Consider the following 14,353-nt stretch of genomic DNA (forward strand, 5'->3'; position numbering starts at 1 on the left):
GCTCAGGCTTCCTGCCAGCGCGACCGCCGCCAGTGGCTCGGGCTCTGCCCGACCAGGCGGCGGAACAGGTTGCACAGATGCGCCTGGTCGGAGAGACCGCAGGCCAGCGCGATCTGGCTGAGCGGCTCGCGGGTCTGCAGCATCAGGCTCTGCGCCCGTTCGACGCGGCGACGCATGATGTACGCATGCGGCGGATCGCCAAAGGTGTCCTTGAAGGCGCGACAGAAATAACTGCTCGACAGACCGGCGATGCCCGCGAGCTGATCGATGGTGATCGGGAAGCCGAGATTGTCGTTCACATGGGCGGAGACGCGCCTTGCCTGCCACGGTGCGAGACCCGCACCGACGCGGCGACGAACCACCGGGTCCGGCGGCACGGTCTGAGCGGCCGGACGCGCCTTCTCCTCACGTTCCAGAAGGGCCGCCACCTGGGCGACGCAGGCACGGGTCGTGGCCAGATCGGTTTCGACAGCGGTCAGGGCCTGCTCGAGCAGGTGGGCGACGGACGGATCGACGGCGCGGAGGCTGGCGGTCCCGGCGAAGGCTTCGGTCTCAAATCGCATCGTAGGCTCCATGTCGGACGTGGCATGGGCCATTCGCCCATCCTGACAGCCTAGGCGCGAAGTGGGGGTCGACAGAATTCTACGTTCGGTCGTACGGTCCCATACCAAAGGGTTAACCGATCGACCCGTGCGCTTTCTTGTAGCGGTTGTGCCGTAACGGTCAAAAACCATCACCGGCGTGCAAGACGTCCTGACCCCATTCGGACACGATCGCGGCCGAATCTGTCTACGTCGCCAGGCCAGAACCCGAGCCCATGTCCCTGAACAGGCCTTTGCACAGTCGTGCCTACGCCGCCGTCGCGCAGCCGCGCAGGGGCGCGGCCGCGCTGCTGGTAGTCGCGGGAACGTCGCTGGCCCTGTGCGTCTTCCTCGTCGACAGCTTCACTTCGCTGCAGGGGGCCGTCGCGGTCGTGTACCTCGTGGTGGTGCTGCTCATGGCCGCCACGGGCAGTCGTCGCGCCATCATCGGCTCGGCGGTGGCCTGCATGCTCCTGACCACGCTGGCCTTCCTGCGTGTGCATGGGGTGCCGACGCTGGAACCGGCCATGCGCTGCGCCGTCAGCCTCGCCGCCATCGCGACCACGGCCGTGCTGGCCCTGCGCAACCGCGAACGCATGGTGACGATCGCGGGACAGGCGCGCCTGATCGAGCTGACCCACGATTCCATCTTCGTCCGTGACATGGACGACGTGATCGTGCTCTGGAATGCGGGTGCCGAGCAGCTCTACGGCTGGACGGCGAACGAGGCACTGGGACGACGGGCCAGCGAACTGCTGGCCACCGCCTTCGCCGGCGATCGCGTCAAGGCCGACGCCGCGCTTTTCCGGGATGGTCGCTGGGAGGGTGAGCTGATTCAGGAGCATCGCGAGGGCCGTGTGGTCATCGTCTCCGTACGCTGTGCCCTGCTGCGCGACGAGCGCGGTGCGCCGCGGATGATCCTCGAGGCGGGCACCGACGTGACCGCACGCCGGGCCGCGGATGCGGCATTGGTGGACAGTGAACGTCGCTACCGGGGCATCTTCGACACCGCCCGCTTTTCACTCTGGGAAGAGGATTACACCCTGGTAGTGGAGCGTCTCGCCGAACTGCGCGAGCAGGGCGTGGTCGAGCTGGCCTCCTACCTGGAGGCCCATCCGGAATTCATCCGGGAAGCCGCCGGTCTGGTGCGCGTCACCGATATCAACGAGGCGACGCTGCGCATGCTGGGTGCGCATAGCCGCGACCAGCTGATCGGTCCGCTCGACCGGTTTCTGCCCGCTACCGATCGCACGTTCGGCCAGGTCCTGCTCACCGTCCTGGAGGGCAATGGACTGGCCGAAGGCGAAACGCACATGGTCAACCTCAAGGGCGAGCGCCTGACGGTGCTCTTCGCCCTGAGCATGCCGCTCGGTACCTCGCGCTATGACCGCGTGCTGGTCAGCGTCGTGGATATCAGCGACCGCAAGCGCGCCGAGCGGGCGCTGATCTCGATGCAGGCCGAGCTGGCGCAGGCCGCGCGCGTCACGGCGCTGGGTGAGATGAGTGCGTCGATTGCCCACGAGGTGAACCAGCCGCTCGGTGCCATCGTCACGCTCGGGGAGGCTGCTCTTCGCTGGTTGCGGCGCCCCGAACCCGACCTCACCGAAGCCTGCGACGCCATCGAGCGCGTGGTGCATGACGCACGACGCGCCGGTGAAGTGGTGCACCGCGTCCGCAGTCTGGCCAGCAAGGAACCGCGACAGCACGTGCACTTCGATCTCGGCGCGCTGGTTAATGAGAGCGCGCGGCTGCTCGAGGGTGAACTGACCCAGCACCACATCGTGCTCGAGGTGGACATCGCGCGCGACGCGCCCATGCCGCGCGGCGATCGCGTGCAGCTGCAGCAGGTGGTGGTGAACCTGATGGGCAACGCCATCCGCGCCATGTCCGCCGTGTACCGGCCACGCGTCCTGCTGATCCGCGGGCGGGCGTCCGCCGAGGGCCTGCTGGTGGAGGTCGAGGACAGCGGCACGGGTATTCCCGAGCACATCGCTCCCCACCTGTTCGACGCCTTCGTGACCACGCGCGGTGGCGGCATGGGCATGGGGCTTGCCATTTGCCGCACGACCGTCGAGTCTCATGGCGGGCGCCTGTGGGCGACCAACCGCTCCGAGGGGGGAGCGATCTTCCATTTCACGTTGCCCGTCGCGGTAGTCGAGGAGGTGCGCGCATGACCCGCTTGCCCGTGGCCAACGCCGCGCGGACCCCTATCGTCTGCATCGTCGACGACGATGCCTCGATCCGCGAGGCCTTGTCGTCCCTGTTCCGCTCCGTCGGCCTCACCGTCGCCACGTTCGGCAGCGCCGCCGATTTCCTCGCCCGCGACAACGCGGATGCGCCGGGCTGCCTGGTGCTCGACGTGCGTCTGCCCGGTGTCAGCGGACTGGACTTCCAGACCCAGCTGCTGGCGATGGAAAACCCCCTGCCGATCGTCTTCATGACTGGCTACGGCGATATTCCGATGTCGGTGCGTGCGATGAAAGCCGGCGCGCTCGACTTCCTGGCCAAGCCGTTCCGCGACCAGGACATGCTGGACGCCGTGACCAACGCGATCGAGCGGGATGCCTCGGGCCGTCGCGATGCCGATGCCCTGCACACGCTGCGTCAGGCGTACGCGTCGCTGACGCCGCGCGAGCGTGAGGTCATGGGGCACGTGACCACGGGCCTGATGAACAAGCAGGTGGGCGCCTTGCTGGGTCTGTCCGAGATTACGGTGAAGATCCACCGCGGCAACGTGATGCGCAAGATGGCGGCACGATCGTTGGCGGAACTGGTCAAGATGTCCGAAGCGCTGGGTGCACACACCTCCGTATGATTCCCACTGGCTGCGCGCGGGCGCACTGTAGCCAGCGTCACTCAGCGTCACTCAGCGCCACGGAGGATTCCAGCTTGGCCGGAAACAGGATCGTCGCGATTGTGGATGACGACGACGCGGTGCGTCTCGCCACCGTGAGTCTCGTCCGCGCGCTGGGGCACGAAGCGCGTGGGTTCGCCTCGGCGGAGGATTTTCTCCGGCCCGGCGGCGACGACGGGGTCGACTGTCTCGTGACCGATGTCCACATGCCCGGCATCGACGGCACCGTGTTGCAGCGTCGTCTCCTGGAGCGGGGCAGGACCTACCCCATCGTCTTCGTATCCGGGTTTCAGGATGACCACGTACGCGACAGCGTCATGGCCGCCGGCGCCTTCTGCTACCTCGGCAAACCCTTCGTCGGCGACACCCTCGTCACCTGTCTCGAAAAGGCTCTGGGCGTCCCGTAGGAGCGCGCCCTGCGCGCGAGGTGCTTGCGGTCACAATTGTTACCGGCCTTTGCTACGCTCGGCCCCATGACCCTGACCCTCTTCCTGCTCCTCCTCGTCATCGCCCTGGTGCTGATGCGTTTTCGCCGGCGCCTGAGCGGCCGCGTCTTCATGCTGCTGGCGATCGCGTGGCTGTTCTTCGCCGGCTGCGGGCCTTTGACCGGCATGCTGTTGAGCAACCTGCAGTCCGGTTATGCGCCCGACGTCACCCAGTGGGGCCAGCGCAACGTCATCATCCTGCTCGGTGCCGGGACCGTCCGTAGCGGAGCAGGGGGGATTGAGCCGAGCCTCTACGCCAACGGACGCATCCTGCGCGCCGCCGAGTTGTATCGCGCGTGCAAGGCGACGGGTGCGGACTGCAAGGTCGAGGTCAGTGGCGGCGATGCGATGCATCTGAAACAGGCCGAAGCCGACGTTTACGCGATCAGCCTGGATCGCCTCGGCGTGCCGCGTGCGGATCTCATGCTCGAAGCGCAGAGCATGAACACCTTCCAGAACGCCCAGTTCAGTAAGCCGTTGCTGGTGTCCTACGGCGCGGACAAGGTGGTGCTCGTCTCGTCGGCGGTGCACCTGCGTCGGGCGATGCTCTATTTCTCACATTTCGCCATTCATGGCGAACCGGTCCGTGGCGATTACGTGACCGCCCGCTACGACTGGCTGCCGACGTCGGAAAATCTGTCGTTCGCCGACTTTGCGATCCACGAATACGTCGGGGTCTGGCGCTATCGCCTCTACAACGTCATGGGCTGGAACGCGCCGAAGATTCCTGAAGAAAACGCAACGCCGCCGACGCATACGTAACATCCGGCGCCTTAAGCTGTTTTACCGTCCAGCACGAACCCGTACCTGAAGGAGTTGCCCGTGAAGTCTCGCTATATCCTTGCCGCGCTGCTGGCGACCGCCTCGGTGGTCCCCGTTTCCACGTTCGCCCAGGAAGCCGCTCCGGCGCCCGCGGCCAACCCGGCTTCGCAGATCCCGGCTGCCGACAAGCAGGCCATCCAGAACTACGACCTCAACGACGACGTGTTCAACCGCATCGTCAAGGTCTCGCAGGAAGCCAAGGCGCAGGGCATCAAGCCAAAGGACGCGAAGACGGATTTCTCGAAGATCCATTCGCTCGACGATCTGGCCGCCCAGGTGACCAATGCCGATCCGCGCATCGCACCGCTGATCAAGAAATACGGTTTCACCCCGCGTGAGTTCCTGCTGGCGAACCTCGCCGTCACCAATGCGGCCATCGCCTCCGAAGCCAAGAGCAACCCGCAGATGTCCGCGTACGTCGACCAGAAGAAGGTCAACCAGAAGAACGTGGCTTTCTACGAAGCGCACAAGAGCCAGATCAACGCGCTGATGAACGAAGACGACGCCGGTTCTTCGCAGTAACGGTTGGGTTCGGCCTCGGGGCTGCAACGCCGCTCCGAGGCAAGGGACCGAGGCAAGGGAGCCGAGGCAAGGGAGCCGTCGGCTGCCATTCTTGTCGCTAGGTCCTCCTTCGGCCTTCGCCTACGTGCGGAAGCGCTCCAAGAACGGCAGCCGACGACTCCCTCTCAGCGCGACAGTAATTTGCTAGCCGAGCAGAGCGGGTAGAGCAGAGCGCTGCGGCTTGGGCGCTGCGGCATTACCTGCACATATCGTGAAGTCGTCAATGCATTGCGCTGCAACACGAGGTCCTCTGGTTTCGCTTGTAGCTTTGCATCCACGAAACCTCATGAGTGGGTGGGTGCCGTCGGGTGTCGTGCTCAGAGCGATTCCGCACGTAGGCGAAGGCCGAAGGAGGACTTAGCGAGGAGCATGGCAGCCGACGGCGCCCCTGCCTCAACAGCTTCGCTCCCAAAAAAAAGGGCGAAGCCAAAGCTCCGCCCTTCATCATTCAAGTTTCAGCGAAATCAGTTCGTGCCGTGCAGCGCGTGCTTAAGATCGCGCATCTGGTCATGGCCGCTCTTCACCGAGACATAAGCCTCGTTGATCAGCGAGCGCGTGCCCGCGGTGATCTCGGTGTCCTTCAGGGCGTCTTCGTACTTCGCCTTGATGTGGTCTTCGCCACGCTCGACTTCGTCGACGATCGCGGTGTCGTCCTTCGAGCTCATCTTGGCGCGCAGTTCAACGAACATGCGATGCGCCTTGGCCAGCACGGTGCCGTCGTCTTCCGGCGTGCCGCCGAGCGAACGGACCTGCTGCTGCAGACGCTGCGTCACCTGGCGGCGCTCGGAAGCGCGGGCCTGGAAGGTCGCGGCGTAGCGCGTATTCTCGGCATCCTTAGCGGCTTCGCCGTAGCCCTCGGCGCTGTCGATGGTGGTTTCGATGAGGTTGTTGAGAACCTTGATATCGTGGTCGGTGCTGGTCATCGTCTGGGCTCCTTGGGGTGACTCGGGTCGAGTCGTTTCGGGAGCCCAAGCTTCGCGTTCCGGGGGTGCACGGAGCCGTGAAAGTCGCGTCGCATGCATCAACACACGTGGGCTCCGTTCATCTAAGCGTGGCGCATACTTCAGCGCTGTAATGCATCAAGGAAATAGTTTCCATGGCATCCAAACGTCGCGCGCTGGTCACCGGCGCTTCCGCTGGCATCGGTGAAGCCTTTGCCCGGGAACTCGCGAAACGCGGACACGATCTGGTCCTGACGGCGCGTCGTGCCGACCGGCTTGAAAAACTCGCTACCGAGCTGCGTGACAGCTACGGCGTCGAGGCGATCGTCGCGCCGCTCGACCTCGCGCGGACGGACGGCCCCGAGGCACTGGTCGCCGCGCTCGACGCGCAAGGCCTCACGATCGATGTGCTGATCAACAACGCGGGCTATGGCGTCACCGGCTATTTTGAAGAGCAGCCCTGGGCCGCGCATGCCGCGTTTATCCAGGTGCTGATGACCGCACCGACGGAGCTTGCCTGGCGCCTGCTGCCGGGCATGAAAGCGCGTGGCTACGGCCGCATCGTCAATGTCGCCTCGCTGGCCGGTCATGTGCCCGGGTCGGCGGGGCATACCCTCTATGCGGCCTCCAAGGCCTACATGATCAAGTTCTCGCAGTCGCTGGCGCTCGAGGGCAAGGGGACCGGCGTGCACGCCACGGCCGTCTGTCCCGGCTTCACGTATTCGGAGTTCCACGACGTCACCGGTTCCCGCGAGCTGGTGTCGAAAATGCCGTCGTATCTGTGGATGGATGCGGCGACCGTGGCCCGCCAGGGGCTGGATGCCGTTGACTCGGGCACGGCGGTTTACGTGAATGGCTGGGTCAATCGCGTCATCAAGACCCTTTTCAAACTGCTGCCCGACGGCGTGGCCCTCGCCATGGTGGAGCGGCAGGGCAGGCGCTTCCGGGCCGGTCCCCGCAGCCACTGAGGGCCTGCGGCGGCCCAGGCCCATGACCTATGGCATACGCCGGGCGCCCCGGCGGCGGCTAGCCTCGTCCGGTTCGCGGCGCGCCCTGCGCCGTTGTCGCTGTCATGGGGACCCCACATGTCGACCAAACGCAACGCGGCGCTTTCCGGCGCCGTCCTCCTCGGACTGATCGGGGCTTCCGCCTCGGCCCAGACCGTTACCACGGACGATTACAAGCGCGCCGATTCCTTCCTCGGCAACGCAGCCACCCTGGTGGACCACTCGGTCCAGCGCGTCACCTGGATCGATGACGGCCACTTCTGGTATCGCGACCACGACAAGGATGGCGATCAGTTCATCACGGTGGATGCGGCCACGGGTCAGGCATCACGCGCGTTCGATCGCGACAAGGTGGCGGCGGCGCTGAGCACCAGCACCGGCAAGAAGGTCGATGCGGGCAAGCTCCCGGTCAGCGCCTTCACGGTACGCCCTGACGACGGCCTCGACATTACCTCTCGCGGCAAGAACTACAGCTGCGACAAGGCCATCGGCAAGTGCGAGCTGGCGGCGGTCAGGAAAGACGCCAACGGCAAGGCCTACGGCGAAGAGCCGGGCCTGAAGTCGCCGGACGGCAAGTCCGAAGCCTTCATCCGCGACTGGAACCTGTGGACGCGCGACCTGGCCAGCGGTGCCGAGACCCAGCTGACCACCGACGGGATCAAGGACTTCGGTTACGCCACCGACAATGCCGGCTGGAAGCACACCGACGAGGCGATCCTCGTCTGGTCGCCGGACTCGAAGAAGATCGCCACGTTCCAGCAGGACCAGCGCAAAACCGGTGAGATGACCCTGGTCAGCACCAATGTAGGACATCCGAAGGTCGATACCTGGAAATACCCGCTGCCGGGCGACAAGGACGTGACCATGATCGAGCGCGTCGTGATCGACGTGCCGACGAAGAAGGTCGTCCGTTTTAAGATGCCCGCCGATCAGCACCGCTCGACCTTGTGCGACGACGTGTCGTGCAGCCCGGGCGTGTGGGACGATGTGCGCTGGTCCGCCGACGGCAGGAGCATCGCGTTTGTCTCCACCTCGCGCGACCACACGCATGAGTGGTTCCGTGTCGCCAACCCGGAGACCGGCGACGTGCGCACGGTGTTCGAGGAAAAGGCCAAGACGTATTACGAAAGCGGAAACGGCATGGCCAACTGGCAGTACGTGCCCGAGACCGACCAGGTGATCTGGTTCTCCGAGCGGAGCAACTGGGGTCACCTCTACATGTACAGCCTGAAGACGGGCAAGCTCGAGTCGCAGATCACGAAGGGCGACTGGAACGTCACCGAAGTGCTGCGCATCGATCCGAAAACGAAGACGATCTGGTTCCGTGGCGTCGGCCGCGAGAAGGGCGTCGATCCGTACTACCAGCAGTTCTACAAGGTGGGCTTCGACGGCAAGGGCCTGACTCTGCTGACGCCGGAAAACGCCGATCACAGCGTCTCGCTGTCGAAGGACGGCACGTACTTCTTCGACTCGTATTCGACGATCGACACGCCGCCGGTAGCGGTGGTGCGTCGTGCCGACACGGGTGCCACGGTGAAGGAAGTGGCACGCGCGGACATCTCGCGTCTCAAGGCGATCGGCTGGGTGCCACCCACCGCGTTCACGGTGAAGGCACGTGACGGCAAGACCGATCTCTACGGCCAGATGTTCAAGCCATCGAAGTTCGATCCGTCGAAGAAATACCCGCTGATCGTCTACATCTATCCGGGTCCGCAGACCGGCTCGGTGCGCACGCGCAGCTTCGCTCCCGCACACGGCGACAACCAGGCGCTGGCTGAACTGGGCTTTGTCGTGGTGGCCGTCGATGGCATGGGTACGCCGTGGCGCTCGAAGGCCTTCCACGACGCCTATTTCCAGAACATCGGCGACAACACGCTGCCGGATCAGGTGCTGGCGGTAAAGCAGCTGGTGCAGAAGTACTCGTGGCTGGACGGCGACCGCGTGGGTATCTGGGGTCACTCCGGCGGCGGAAACGCCACGGCGACCGCGATGTTCCGCTATGGCGACGTGTTCAAGGTCGGTATCTCGGAGTCGGGCAATCACGACAACCGCAACTACGAAGACGACTGGGCCGAGAAGTGGCAGGGTCTTCTGGTTACCGACAAGGACGGCAAGAGCAATTACGACGACCAGGCCAACCAGAAGTGGGTCTCGGGTCTGAAGGGTCACCTGATGATCGCGCACGGTACGTTCGACGATAACGTCCCGCCGTACGAGTCGCTGCTGGTGGTCGATGCGCTGATCAAGGCGAACAAGGATTTCGACCTCGTCATGATCCCGAACGCGCATCACGGTTACGGTGACGCGACGACGTACATGACACGCCGCCGTTGGGATTACTTCGTGCGTTACCTCAAGGGGGAAACGCCGCCGAAGGAATTCCAGCTGACACCGATGCCGCCACGGGGTGGCTGATTAAAAAGAGGGCCGCCGGAAGGCGGCCCTTTTCGTTGTATTCGCCAGCGCGGGCCGGCTCCCACCAAGCCGGTATGCCTGACGTACGCACTCAGGCAGTCACGGCGGCGAACCGCATCGCCCCGGCATTCATGCAGTACCGCAGCCCCGTCGGGTCCGGGCCATCGTCGAACACGTGGCCCAGGTGGGCATCGCACCGCGCGCACTTCACTTCGATCCGCTCCTCGATCAGGCTGCGGTCGGTTTTCTGAACGATGTTCCGCTTCGAAATCGGCTGCCAGAAACTCGGCCAACCCGTGCCCGACTCGAACTTCGTCGCCGAGTCGTAGAGCGCCGTGTCGCAGCCGATGCAACGGTAGATACCGTTGTCATGCCGGTCCCAGTTCTCACCGGTATAGGCCGGCTCGGTACCCTCGTGCCGGGTGATGTAATACGACTTGCTGCTGAGCTTGGCTTTCCACTGGTCGTCGGTCAGCACCACGCGCGCCTCGACCTTAGCTCCCAGCGGCTTCTTGTCGGCGGCGAATTCATCGATCGTCACGGTGCCACCGGGGGATGGCGGGGCGTCGGCGGCCATCGCCGGGCGCGTGGCGCGGAAGAGGAAGGGCAGGGACGCGGATGCCGCGACGGTGGCGGCGAAGACGCCCAGGAAGCGGCGGCGGGCAGGATCGGCGTTGCGCATGGAGCCTCCGGAAAGCAGGGAGGGCGCTCGGTGGCGCCCTCCCTATAAGACCGGCCCTTGCGGGTCTGGCTTACACGATCAGTCGTTGACCCAATGGCACTCGCGGTGGGTTTCGTACTGGGCGTTCTTGTTCTGGTGGTTCTTCTGGACCTGATTGCCGACGTAGCCGCCGGCGACGGCACCACCGACGGTGGCAAGGGTCTTGCCCTTGCCGCCACCGACCTGGTGGCCGAGCAGGCCGCCAGCCACGGCGCCAACGCCGGTGCCGATCAGGCGATTGTCATCCTTGGACTGGATCTCCTTGGTCTGGACGTCGCGGCAGACCTGATGCTGGCTGCGACGCGTCTGGGCATCGGCCGGCGGGGCGGAAACGGCGGCGCCCGTGGCGACAACGAACAGGGCGGCGGCGAGCAAATGGTTCTTCATGATCTGTCCTCTCTCTGGGGCTGCGACAGGGATACCGCTGACCTCGTGATGGAGGGGTCAATCCCGCCCTCCGGAGCCGTTCTGGTGGACATCGCGTATGGCCGCGGTTTAATCGGCGTGCCCCGGGCCTCCGCGACCGCTTCGGTCAGTTCGGCCCCGAGCAACAGGATCAGCGCCGAGTAATAGACCCAGACCAGCAACACGACGACGCTGCCGGCGGGGCCGTACGGGCCGCCTACGTTGCTGCGCTCGAGGTAGATACCGATGGCAAACTTACCGACGACGAAAAGCAGGGCGGTCAGGCTGGCGCCGATGACCGCGTCGCGCCATTCGATGATCGCGTCCGGCAGCACCTTATAGATGGCGCCGAAGATGACGACGAACACAGCCAGCGAGATCGCCGTCTCCAGCACATGCCAGCCGGTGGTGCCGCCACGGACGAATACCGCGATCATCGCGCTGGCCGAGAAGGAGATCACCAGCAGGAAGGCCAGCGACAGCAGCAGGCCGAGCGCGTGCAGCCGGGCCCGCAGCCAGGTCAGAATCGCGTGCGAGGCTTTGCCGGGGCGTGGCTGCAGGCTCCAGACCCGGTTGAGCGCGCCCTGCAACTGGGCGAATACGGCGGAAGCGCCGATCAGCGTGACGCCAAGGCCGATCACCCCCGCCATGCTGCCGACATTGGGCTTCTGCTTGGCGTTCTCGATAACGAGCTTCACGGCATCCGAGGCGCGGGAGCCCACCAGACCGGTCAGGCTGTCGATCAGCTGCGCCTGCCACTCGGGGCGCAGTGAGGCGACCACCCAGAGCAACAGCACGAGCAGCGGCGCGAAGGACAACGCGGAGTAGAAGGCGAGGGCGGCGGCCCGCGTCATCAGCTCATCGTCACTGAACCCCTTGATGGTGGTTCGGACCACCCGCCATCCCATCTTCAACCTCGAATCCACGTGCCTGCCTCCCGTTTGTTTCATCGGGCAGCTTCGCGGCAACCACGCGAAATTGGCGTGGAATGTGGGAATGCTGTGGGCGATGAGGGGTGCGACGTCACCGCTTCGTTGGCTTTTCGCGCGCGGGGCGCGCTCCTACGGCGCGCGGGTGTGCATGGTGGCAATGGCTGCGGGGATGGCTTCAGCGCCGGCGACCTCGATCACCCGGTCGCCCATGGCGAAATCGGCCACCATCTCGTGTGCCCAGGTGCTGTGATACGGCATGTAGACACCCCAGCCGCCCAGTGCGACCACCGGGGCGATGTCGGATTTCAGCGAGTTGCCGACCATGGCGAAGCGGTCCGGCGTGAGCTCGAACTCCCGGAACAGGCGCGTATAGGTTGCCGTGTCCTTCTCCGAGACGATCTCGATCCGGTGGAAGACGTCGGCCAGCCCGCAGCGCGCCACCTTGGCCTCCTGGTGGAAAAGGTCGCCCTTGGTGATCAGCACCACGCGATGGTGGGCGGCCACGGCCTCCACGGCCTCACGGATACCCGGCAGCAAATCGACAGGATGGCTCAGCACGTCCTTGGCCAGCCGCACGATACGGTGGATATCCCGCGCCTCGATCCGGCCATCGGTCAGCTCGATGGCCGACTCGATCATCGAGAGGGCCATGCCCTTGGCGCCGTAGCCGAACAGCGCGATGTTACCGCGCTCGGTCGCCAGGAGCGATGCGCGCAGGCCATCCGCCGTCAGATCCACGTAACGACCAAGGATGCCTTCGAAGGCCGCCTGTGCGTCGTCGTAGAACTCCTGGCTGCGCCAGAGCGTGTCGTCGCCGTCGAAGCCGACCAGATCGATCATGAATACAGATCCTGCAGGAGCGCGCCTTGCGCGCAATAACCGTAAAGCGGAACCTACAAGGTTGGCGCGAAAGCGGTTCGCGCGCAAGGCGCGCTCCTACAGGGTCCCTATATGTACGAATTCACCGATATTGCCTGTCCCTATTGCGGGGAAACCATTGAAATCGCCGTCGATACGTCGGGCGGCAGCCAGACCTATATCGAGGATTGCCAGGTGTGCTGCCGGCCGATCGTGATGCGGCTGGTGGTCGACGAGGGGGATGACACTTTCGACCTGACCGCTTCGGCGGAAAACGATGGGTGAGGTCGTTCCGGTAGGAGCCAACCCTGCTGGCGGTAGCCCGGATACGAAAAGGCCCGGGTTTCCCCAGGCCTTTTCAATCAACCACCGATGAGATCGCTTAGAACGCGACCGACATCTTCAGGCCGAGGATGAACGCGTCATCGTTCTGCTTGCTGCCGCCCGGATCCTTGATGTACTGCAGGTTGGGGCGCAGTGCGATCGAGGGAATCGGCGAGTAGCTGTAGAACACTTCGGCAACCTTCTCGTAACCGTCGTTGACGACGGTGTCGGAGCCGGTGATCGAGTTGATCAGACGCTGGTTCTTGGCAGCGTAGCCGCTGGCGTGCGAACCACCGATGGCCGCGCCGATGAAGTCGTTCGGGCGATCGAAGATGCCCTTGTACTCCATGCCGAGCGAGATCTGGTTGTTCGTCGCCGAGGTGGCGTGGTCGGCCGAAGCGATGTTCAGGAACACCGTGGTGCCCTTGCCGCCGGCTTCGCCGTTGACCTGCTGCTGGAAGGTGATCCACGCGCCCTTGCGGGAGTCGTGCTGCAGCGCGCGGCCACCGAACTCGGCGAGCGGCTGATGATCGGTGTTGAGGTACAGGTCGTCACCCTTGGAGGTGTTGTACCAGACGCCGGCGCGGTACGAACCCGGCAGGCCGTTGACCGACGGCTTCCAGCCGAATTCCAGAGGAATCAGCGCGCCGGTGGTGCCGCTCGGGAAGTTCGGCTTCAGACCGTTGTGCGACGCGTAGGAGTCGTCGACGTATTTCGGGTTGACCTGATACGCGGCGATCTGCACGAAGGTTTCCTTCGTGGTGTCGAACTTGATGACCGTCGCCCACTGGCTGGTCGGCCAGTTGACCCAGTAATCGCCGACGATGTTACCCGGCTGCGCGCCGCAGAACGTCAGGTTCTGGAAGTCGCACGAGAACTGGTTGATGTCTTCACCGACCGGCAGACGGCCGATCTTCCAGGTCAGGCGGTCGTCGAAGAACTTCTGCACCAGCGAGAAGACCGTCAGGTGCCAGGTCTGGCCACGGCCGTAGACTTCCTGGATCAGCTGGTTGTTGCCGATGTTGGCGTCGGCACCGATGTTGCGACCGTTACGGTCGGTAACGACGATGTTGAACGCGGCGCCGTTCCAGCCCCAGAGTTTCTGCAGATCGAACGAAGCGCCCAGCTTCCACTGGTCGGTATAGCGGGTGATGTTCTTGGTGCCGCCGGAGTAGTTGTGCGCGGCTTCGCCACCGTACCCGAGGTCGAACTTGACGCCGGCGTCTTCGAGACGCGTGCGCTCACCGTTCCAGTCGCCGAACAGATATTTGCTGGTCGAGAGGTCGTCGGCATGCGCCGCCGTAGCGCCCAGACCGAGGCATGCGAGAAGCACGCCCGCGATGGGGCCCTTTGCGAGTTTGTTGAGCATGTACCCTTCTCCCTGAAAAAATTATGCTTTTACGTTTATGGCTTTTGATTATCTTGGTTGCAATGCACAATGCTCCCC

The 14,353-nt window shown here is 64.6% G+C and carries 15 protein-coding genes; 8 read left to right on the forward strand and 7 right to left on the reverse strand.

Annotation, left to right across the window (positions count from 1 at the left end):
- Nucleotides 1-2: 2 nt before the first annotated feature.
- Nucleotides 3-563 (reverse strand): helix-turn-helix transcriptional regulator, encoded by a 561-nt coding sequence (locus FA85_RS13515; protein ID WP_176167815.1) that lies wholly within the window; start codon nucleotides 561-563, stop codon nucleotides 3-5.
- Between the two features lie 254 nt (nucleotides 564-817).
- Here FA85_RS13515 and FA85_RS13520 point away from each other — a divergent pair, with 254 nt between their 5' ends.
- The 5 genes from FA85_RS13520 (at nucleotide 818) to FA85_RS13540 (ending at nucleotide 5,264) form a co-directional block, all read left to right on the forward strand.
- The gene (locus tag FA85_RS13520) at nucleotides 818-2,755 is read left to right on the forward strand and encodes a PAS domain-containing sensor histidine kinase (protein ID WP_051943983.1); all 1,938 of its coding nucleotides are present in this window, start codon (nucleotides 818-820) and stop codon (nucleotides 2,753-2,755) included.
- Nucleotides 2,752-3,396, forward strand: a complete 645-nt coding sequence (locus FA85_RS13525) for a response regulator transcription factor (protein WP_036116004.1) — start codon at nucleotides 2,752-2,754, stop codon at nucleotides 3,394-3,396. Before FA85_RS13520 ends, FA85_RS13525 begins: the two co-directional genes overlap by 4 nt.
- A gap of 74 nt (nucleotides 3,397-3,470) precedes the next feature.
- On the forward strand, nucleotides 3,471-3,842 hold the full coding sequence (locus tag FA85_RS13530) for a response regulator transcription factor (RefSeq protein ID WP_036116002.1): 372 nt from the start codon (nucleotides 3,471-3,473) through the stop codon (nucleotides 3,840-3,842).
- Nucleotides 3,843-3,908: 66 nt separating this feature from the next.
- Nucleotides 3,909-4,682, forward strand: a complete 774-nt coding sequence (locus tag FA85_RS13535) for a YdcF family protein (RefSeq protein WP_036115999.1) — start codon at nucleotides 3,909-3,911, stop codon at nucleotides 4,680-4,682.
- A 60-nt stretch (nucleotides 4,683-4,742) separates the two neighbouring features.
- Entirely contained in the window at nucleotides 4,743-5,264 is a 522-nt protein-coding gene (locus FA85_RS13540; RefSeq protein WP_036115997.1) for a hypothetical protein, read from the forward strand.
- 503 nt (nucleotides 5,265-5,767) lie between these two features.
- Here the strand turns inward: FA85_RS13540 and FA85_RS13545 are convergent.
- On the reverse strand, nucleotides 5,768-6,226 hold the full coding sequence (locus tag FA85_RS13545) for a PA2169 family four-helix-bundle protein (protein WP_036115995.1): 459 nt from the start codon (nucleotides 6,224-6,226) through the stop codon (nucleotides 5,768-5,770).
- A gap of 173 nt (nucleotides 6,227-6,399) precedes the next feature.
- Here FA85_RS13545 and FA85_RS13550 point away from each other — a divergent pair, with 173 nt between their 5' ends.
- Together FA85_RS13550 and FA85_RS13555 are read left to right on the forward strand one after the other, a co-directional pair.
- Nucleotides 6,400-7,212: an SDR family NAD(P)-dependent oxidoreductase gene (locus FA85_RS13550; RefSeq protein WP_036115993.1), complete on the forward strand. Its 813-nt coding sequence runs from the start codon at nucleotides 6,400-6,402 to the stop codon at nucleotides 7,210-7,212.
- A 117-nt stretch (nucleotides 7,213-7,329) separates the two neighbouring features.
- Nucleotides 7,330-9,666 carry a S9 family peptidase gene (locus FA85_RS13555; protein ID WP_036115991.1) on the forward strand — a complete coding sequence of 779 codons (2,337 nt, stop codon included), beginning with the start codon at nucleotides 7,330-7,332 and terminating at the stop codon, nucleotides 9,664-9,666.
- 91 nt (nucleotides 9,667-9,757) lie between these two features.
- On the opposite strand, the gene msrB is transcribed toward FA85_RS13555, so the two are convergent.
- The 4 genes from msrB to FA85_RS13575 form a co-directional block, all read right to left on the reverse strand.
- On the reverse strand, nucleotides 9,758-10,348 hold the full coding sequence (gene msrB, locus FA85_RS13560; protein ID WP_036115988.1) for a peptide-methionine (R)-S-oxide reductase MsrB: 591 nt from the start codon (nucleotides 10,346-10,348) through the stop codon (nucleotides 9,758-9,760).
- 78 nt (nucleotides 10,349-10,426) lie between these two features.
- Nucleotides 10,427-10,774, reverse strand: a complete 348-nt coding sequence (locus FA85_RS13565) for a glycine zipper 2TM domain-containing protein (RefSeq protein WP_051943981.1) — start codon at nucleotides 10,772-10,774, stop codon at nucleotides 10,427-10,429.
- Nucleotides 10,771-11,688, reverse strand: coding sequence for a YihY/virulence factor BrkB family protein (locus FA85_RS13570; RefSeq protein ID WP_240003822.1), 918 nt, complete (start codon nucleotides 11,686-11,688; stop codon nucleotides 10,771-10,773). Before FA85_RS13570 ends, FA85_RS13565 begins: the two co-directional genes overlap by 4 nt.
- A gap of 165 nt (nucleotides 11,689-11,853) precedes the next feature.
- Nucleotides 11,854-12,564, reverse strand: coding sequence for an HAD family hydrolase (locus tag FA85_RS13575; protein WP_036115986.1), 711 nt, complete (start codon nucleotides 12,562-12,564; stop codon nucleotides 11,854-11,856).
- A gap of 111 nt (nucleotides 12,565-12,675) precedes the next feature.
- Here FA85_RS13575 and FA85_RS13580 point away from each other — a divergent pair, with 111 nt between their 5' ends.
- Entirely contained in the window at nucleotides 12,676-12,867 is a 192-nt protein-coding gene (locus tag FA85_RS13580) for a CPXCG motif-containing cysteine-rich protein (RefSeq protein WP_036115984.1), read from the forward strand.
- Nucleotides 12,868-12,964: 97 nt separating this feature from the next.
- Here FA85_RS13580 and FA85_RS13585 read toward each other — a convergent pair whose 3' ends face one another.
- On the reverse strand, nucleotides 12,965-14,275 hold the full coding sequence (locus FA85_RS13585) for a carbohydrate porin (protein WP_079521736.1): 1,311 nt from the start codon (nucleotides 14,273-14,275) through the stop codon (nucleotides 12,965-12,967).
- Nucleotides 14,276-14,353: the final 78 nt, after the last annotated feature.

The organism is Luteibacter mycovicinus, from assembly GCF_000745235.1.
In the GTDB taxonomy this organism is placed as follows: Bacteria; Pseudomonadota; Gammaproteobacteria; order Xanthomonadales; family Rhodanobacteraceae; genus Luteibacter; species Luteibacter mycovicinus.

Bases quoted from the DNA above. Each gene is read 5' to 3' on its own strand.
- FA85_RS13515 (WP_176167815.1), bottom strand. From the start codon at position 563: ATGCGATTTGAGACCGAAGCCTTCGCCGGGACCGCCAGCCTCCGCGCC.
- FA85_RS13520 (WP_051943983.1), top strand. From the start codon at position 818: ATGTCCCTGAACAGGCCTTTGCACAGTCGTGCCTACGCCGCCGTCGCG.
- FA85_RS13525 (WP_036116004.1), top strand. From the start codon at position 2,752: ATGACCCGCTTGCCCGTGGCCAACGCCGCGCGGACCCCTATCGTCTGC.
- FA85_RS13535 (WP_036115999.1), top strand. From the start codon at position 3,909: ATGACCCTGACCCTCTTCCTGCTCCTCCTCGTCATCGCCCTGGTGCTG.
- FA85_RS13545 (WP_036115995.1), bottom strand. From the start codon at position 6,226: ATGACCAGCACCGACCACGATATCAAGGTTCTCAACAACCTCATCGAA.
- FA85_RS13550 (WP_036115993.1), top strand. From the start codon at position 6,400: ATGGCATCCAAACGTCGCGCGCTGGTCACCGGCGCTTCCGCTGGCATC.
- FA85_RS13555 (WP_036115991.1), top strand. From the start codon at position 7,330: ATGTCGACCAAACGCAACGCGGCGCTTTCCGGCGCCGTCCTCCTCGGA.
- msrB (WP_036115988.1), bottom strand. From the start codon at position 10,348: ATGCGCAACGCCGATCCTGCCCGCCGCCGCTTCCTGGGCGTCTTCGCC.
- FA85_RS13565 (WP_051943981.1), bottom strand. From the start codon at position 10,774: ATGAAGAACCATTTGCTCGCCGCCGCCCTGTTCGTTGTCGCCACGGGC.
- FA85_RS13575 (WP_036115986.1), bottom strand. From the start codon at position 12,564: ATGATCGATCTGGTCGGCTTCGACGGCGACGACACGCTCTGGCGCAGC.
- FA85_RS13580 (WP_036115984.1), top strand. From the start codon at position 12,676: ATGTACGAATTCACCGATATTGCCTGTCCCTATTGCGGGGAAACCATT.
- FA85_RS13585 (WP_079521736.1), bottom strand. From the start codon at position 14,275: ATGCTCAACAAACTCGCAAAGGGCCCCATCGCGGGCGTGCTTCTCGCA.